The organism is Actinoplanes sp. NPDC024001 (genome assembly GCF_040638955.1).
GTDB lineage: Bacteria > Actinomycetota > Actinomycetes > Mycobacteriales > Micromonosporaceae > Actinoplanes.
In genome coordinates this window covers 1-4,149 of sequence record NZ_JBEZZB010000321.1, presented here as the reverse complement: position 1 = coordinate 4,149, position 4,149 = coordinate 1, and the positions used below count along the sequence as shown (strand labels likewise).

Sequence of the window (4,149 nt, the reverse complement as noted above, 5' to 3'; positions counted from 1 at the left end):
CGGGGTATTGCCATAATTGGCACTGGCTTATCAAGCACCCTGTTGAGTTCTCAAAGAACAACCGCACACCATCCTGCGTTCCGCATTCGCGGCCCGCCCTCCGGGGCACTCGCTCTACTTTACCCGCCGTTTCCGCCGTGTCAAATCCGCGTTTCGCAACCGAATTCAACAAACAGAAACCGCAGAGGCACCCCACAAAACCGCACGATCGTCGACCGTGCGATCAAGATTAGGGTTTCCGTCAGGACGGCCGCGCCGGGCCCCTGGATCGGGTCCCGCTCGCTCGCCCGTCTCCCTGGCGGCTCGGACAACACTACTCGCCCTCCCCCGCGATGCCAAATCGGCCTCCCGCGACGCGGGTCACATCCACATGATCAGCGAAAAGGCTCAGGTCAAAGCCGATATTGCCGCCCGCCGACCACGCCAAGGCCGCTTGAAGCGCCCCCGTGCAAACGATCATCAACGACCGGCGGAATGGATCACCTGCCGGAAGAATGCGCAGCCCACAACGCACTCGAGCACGAGACAGCCAACTGCCGCTCGCCACCAGCTTCGCAACGGCACTTCCAGCACGCCGGCCGCTCGCCGCGCTCGATGCCCGCTCGAGGCGGGCCTACAGGCGACGGTGGGGCGTCGCTCGCCGCAGGCTTCGCCGCAACCCTCCAGCCCACCTCGCCGCACGGCCCGCCCAGCAGTCTTGCGGCCCAGAAACGGCAGCCGGCGAAACCACGCACGACGGCGGATCTTGGCGGCAGCGCCCGAATCAGCACCTCGGCGGTCCGGAACGAGCGCGATCCGCACGGTCAACCTCGCAGCAAGAACCGCGCCGCTGCTCCCCTGGCCGGATGAGCCGCAAGGCTCGCTTGCCCAGGCGAGGCGCAAGGCCAGCTTTGCCCGGCGAGCCGCAAGACCGGGCCCTGGCCAGGCAAGCCGCAGAACCGGCCCCGCCCAGGCAAGCCGTCAAGACCGGCCCCACCCAGGCAAGCCGTCAAGACCGGCCCCACCCAGGCAAGCCGCCAAGACCGGCCTCCATCTGTAGGTCGAGCCGCCGGACTTCGCCCGCTACTGGAACGCTTCGCCAGCCATTGCCGGCGCGCAGGTCGCTCTCGGCGCCAACTCCTCCAGGCAAGATCGCGGGCACTGAGCCGGCGTGCCGCCTGTGGGATCCGGTCGCTGCTGGGACGGCACCGGCTGCTTACCTGCAGGGGTGGAACCGGGGGCGTATAACAAGGCGCATGCGCACTGATGAGCTCGCGGACATGTTGCGGGAGGTGCCGGGTACCGAGGTGACCGCCGGCCCCGGCCTGGTATCGGTGCACATACCGGCGATCGGGGACACCGCCCGCCTCGCATTCCGGGACGTGCTGGACGCGGACTGGGTGTCGGTGCCGACCGGAGCGCCCGCTGTGCAGGTGGACCTACGCCGCAAGCATGAGGCGTTGCCGCTGATCGTCACGGTCGACGACGTGGTGTTCACGCCCGCCTACGCGGACAACCTGGTGGCGCCGGAGGACGAGCTGCTGGTGCCGGCGATGCCGAGTCTGTTGGCTTACTCGGAGATGCACCGCGACGTACGCATGCTGGGCCGGGCGATCGACGATCCTGATGTGGAGCTCGAGCCGGAGATGCTGGCCGCGACCCTGCTGGCGCACCGCTGCTTCATCGCGGGAGCTGTCCGCGTGGGGCTGTGGCCGGTGCGGGTGGCTGCCTGGTGGGAGTACACGTCGGCGCAGGCCGCCAAGACGGTGCGGCTCGCCCACTTCCGCGAGGACGAGCAGTGGGACCGGCTGATGGCAGACGTGACCGAAGCTCGCCGCCAGGCCGCACCAGCCGAACTCTGAACTCGCCGCAGAAGCCGTCCAGTCCGCCTACAGCTGGCGCTGACACATCTCACCGAGGCCGCGTCAGGTGCATAGCGGCAGCCCGGCCTACCGGGCTGGCATTGACACACCCCACCACGACCACATTCGGTACGTGGCAGCCAGCCCGACCCCCCGAGCTGGCACTCACGCACCCCACGACAACCACATCCGGTACGTGACAGGCAGCCCGACCCCCCGAGCTGGCACTCACGCACCCCACGACAACCACATTCGGTACGTGGCAGCCAGCCTGGCCTGCAGGTCGACGCTGATGCCCGATGCTGAGGGCGAGGTTGACCCGGGCGATTCGGGATGGCGTAGGACCGCCGGCTCGACGTGGTCGGCCGCTGAGCGCCGCGGGCAGCAACCTGCCACGGCTATCGGGATGGCAGGCATGGGCGGAGCCCGGTCATGGGAAATGGGAGGCGGGCGAGAACGGGTCCTCTGCGGCCGTGGCGCGAGGCAAGAGCGAGCGTGGCGGCGAAATGTGGCGATCCGACGGTGCCAGTTCCGGAGTCAACAAGCCGGGAAGCTTGGTCAGCCTGGGTGAACGCGAGCGGAGACTGCGGCACGCGCCCAGCCGGGGAGCCTCGATCTGCGCAGCCCGGGGCGGGCGGAACGCACCCAGGTCGGGAGGCTCGATCAGCGCGGCCGGCGGCCGCAGAGCGCACCCCGGTAGCGAGCCTCAGCGGGACAGCAGCAGGTGGATCAGGGCGGCGGCCTCCGCGGTCGCTACGGCCACGAGCATCGCGCAGGTGGTGTGGTGCACCCAGCGGGGCACACGCGTCACGCCGAACAGATAGACATCCTTGGCCATGTTCTGAGTGTCCCGCGGTGAGCGCGACGGGTTCAAGCCGTGACCGCCGGCACCGGGACCGCCGGCTTGGGGACCTGGACGGCGCAGAGCAACGCCGCGGCCAGGGCGGTTGCGTACAGGAGGAGGACGGTGGCGTAGGGAGCCTCGCCTGGTGTGTGGGTGAGGATCGCGCCGCCGGTGGCGGCGCCGAGGCTGCCGCCGACCGTGCGCATGACGGTGTTGACCGCGGCGGAGACGCCGGTCTGGGTGGGTGGGACGGCTTCGACGACTAGCTCGCCCACGGCGGCGAAAGCTAGGCCTATGCCGGCGCCCATGACGAGGATGCCGGCGCAGACCGCGGGGAGGTTGTACTGGCCGAGGGCCAGGGCCAGGTAGGAGACGCCGGCGGTGCCGATGCCGAGGGCCAGCGCGGCGCGCGGGCCCTGCCGGGCGGCGAGGCGGCGGTGCACCGGCATGATCAGAAGGTTGCCTACGGCGGTCGGCAGCATCACCAGGCCGACGAGGGTGGGGCCGGCGTGGAAGCGGTCGGCGACCATCAGCGGGATCACCATCCACGAACCGAACATGCCGAAGCCGAGCAGGAGGGTCGCGGCGTTGGTGGCACGCACCGTCGGCAGCGCGAGGGTGCGCAGGTCGACCAGGGGTTGCGCGGCACGCCGCTGGTGGCGCCACCACACGACGGCGAGGACAGCTGCGGGCGGCGCGGGGTAGGGCGAGCCGGTGCTGATCGTCAGGAGCAGCAGGCCGAGCCAGGTGGCGAGCAGCGCCGCGCCGAGCCAGTCGATCTTCGCTTCGGGCGCGCGGCGTCGGCCGGACGGCAGGAGCAGCGCCACCGGGATCATCGCTGACGCGGACACCAGGGCGGGGATCAGAAACAGCCACCGGGACGACAGGAGGCTGAGGATCGGGCCGGCCGTGACGGTGCCGATCGCCCCGCCGGCGCTCATCACGGTGGAGATCGCGACGAAGGCCCGCGGGCGGCGTGGCACCGGCAGGTGGTCGCGGACCAGGGCGAAGCAGAGCGGGAAGACCGCTCCGCCGAGGCCCTGGATCACCCGGCCGGCCACCATCACCGGCAGGTCGGCGGCGAGGGCCGAGATGAGGGCGCCGGCGCTCATCGCGGACAGCGCGGCGAGCAGCACCCGGCGTTTGCCGTGCAGGTCGGCGAGCCGGCCGAGTACGGGGGTCGAGACGGAGGCGCTGAGCAGGAAGGCGGTCAGCAGCCAGGCGGCGCCGGACGGGGTGGTGCCGAGTTCGCCCCGCAGGACGCCGAGCGCCGGGACCACCAGCGACTGGAGCACCGAGTAGGCGGCGGTGGCCAGGCACAGGCCGCCGAGCAGGGCGCCTGCCCGTGAATCATTTTCGGTCATGAAGGCCTCGGATCGAGGCGCTTGCCCGGCGGCCGGTGCGGGCCGCCGGGCGTGGCGCGGGTGGGTCAGACGTGCACGGCGGCCAGCCTCCGGGCGTGGC

3 protein-coding genes are annotated in these 4,149 nt (G+C 70.9%); 1 reads left to right on the top strand and 2 read right to left on the bottom strand.

From position 1 onward, the window contains the following. The first annotated feature begins 1,235 nt into the window (after positions 1-1,235). Positions 1,236-1,841 (top strand): hypothetical protein, encoded by a 606-nt coding sequence (locus tag AB0F81_RS50550; RefSeq protein WP_360211515.1) that lies wholly within the window; start codon positions 1,236-1,238, stop codon positions 1,839-1,841. 706 nt (positions 1,842-2,547) lie between these two features. Here the strand turns inward: AB0F81_RS50550 and AB0F81_RS50545 are convergent. Together AB0F81_RS50545 and AB0F81_RS50540 are read right to left on the bottom strand one after the other, a co-directional pair. After that, positions 2,548-2,679 (bottom strand): hypothetical protein, encoded by a 132-nt coding sequence (locus AB0F81_RS50545; protein ID WP_360211513.1) that lies wholly within the window; start codon positions 2,677-2,679, stop codon positions 2,548-2,550. Positions 2,680-2,711: 32 nt separating this feature from the next. Further along, positions 2,712-4,049 carry an MFS transporter gene (locus tag AB0F81_RS50540; protein ID WP_360211511.1) on the bottom strand — a complete coding sequence of 446 codons (1,338 nt, stop codon included), beginning with the start codon at positions 4,047-4,049 and terminating at the stop codon, positions 2,712-2,714. Positions 4,050-4,149: the final 100 nt, after the last annotated feature.

Coding starts and splice junctions, on each gene's coding strand:
- AB0F81_RS50550 (WP_360211515.1), top strand. CDS start 1,236: ATGCGCACTGATGAGCTCGCGGACATGTTGCGGGAGGTGCCGGGTACC.
- AB0F81_RS50545 (WP_360211513.1), bottom strand. CDS start 2,679: ATGGCCAAGGATGTCTATCTGTTCGGCGTGACGCGTGTGCCCCGCTGG.
- AB0F81_RS50540 (WP_360211511.1), bottom strand. CDS start 4,049: ATGACCGAAAATGATTCACGGGCAGGCGCCCTGCTCGGCGGCCTGTGC.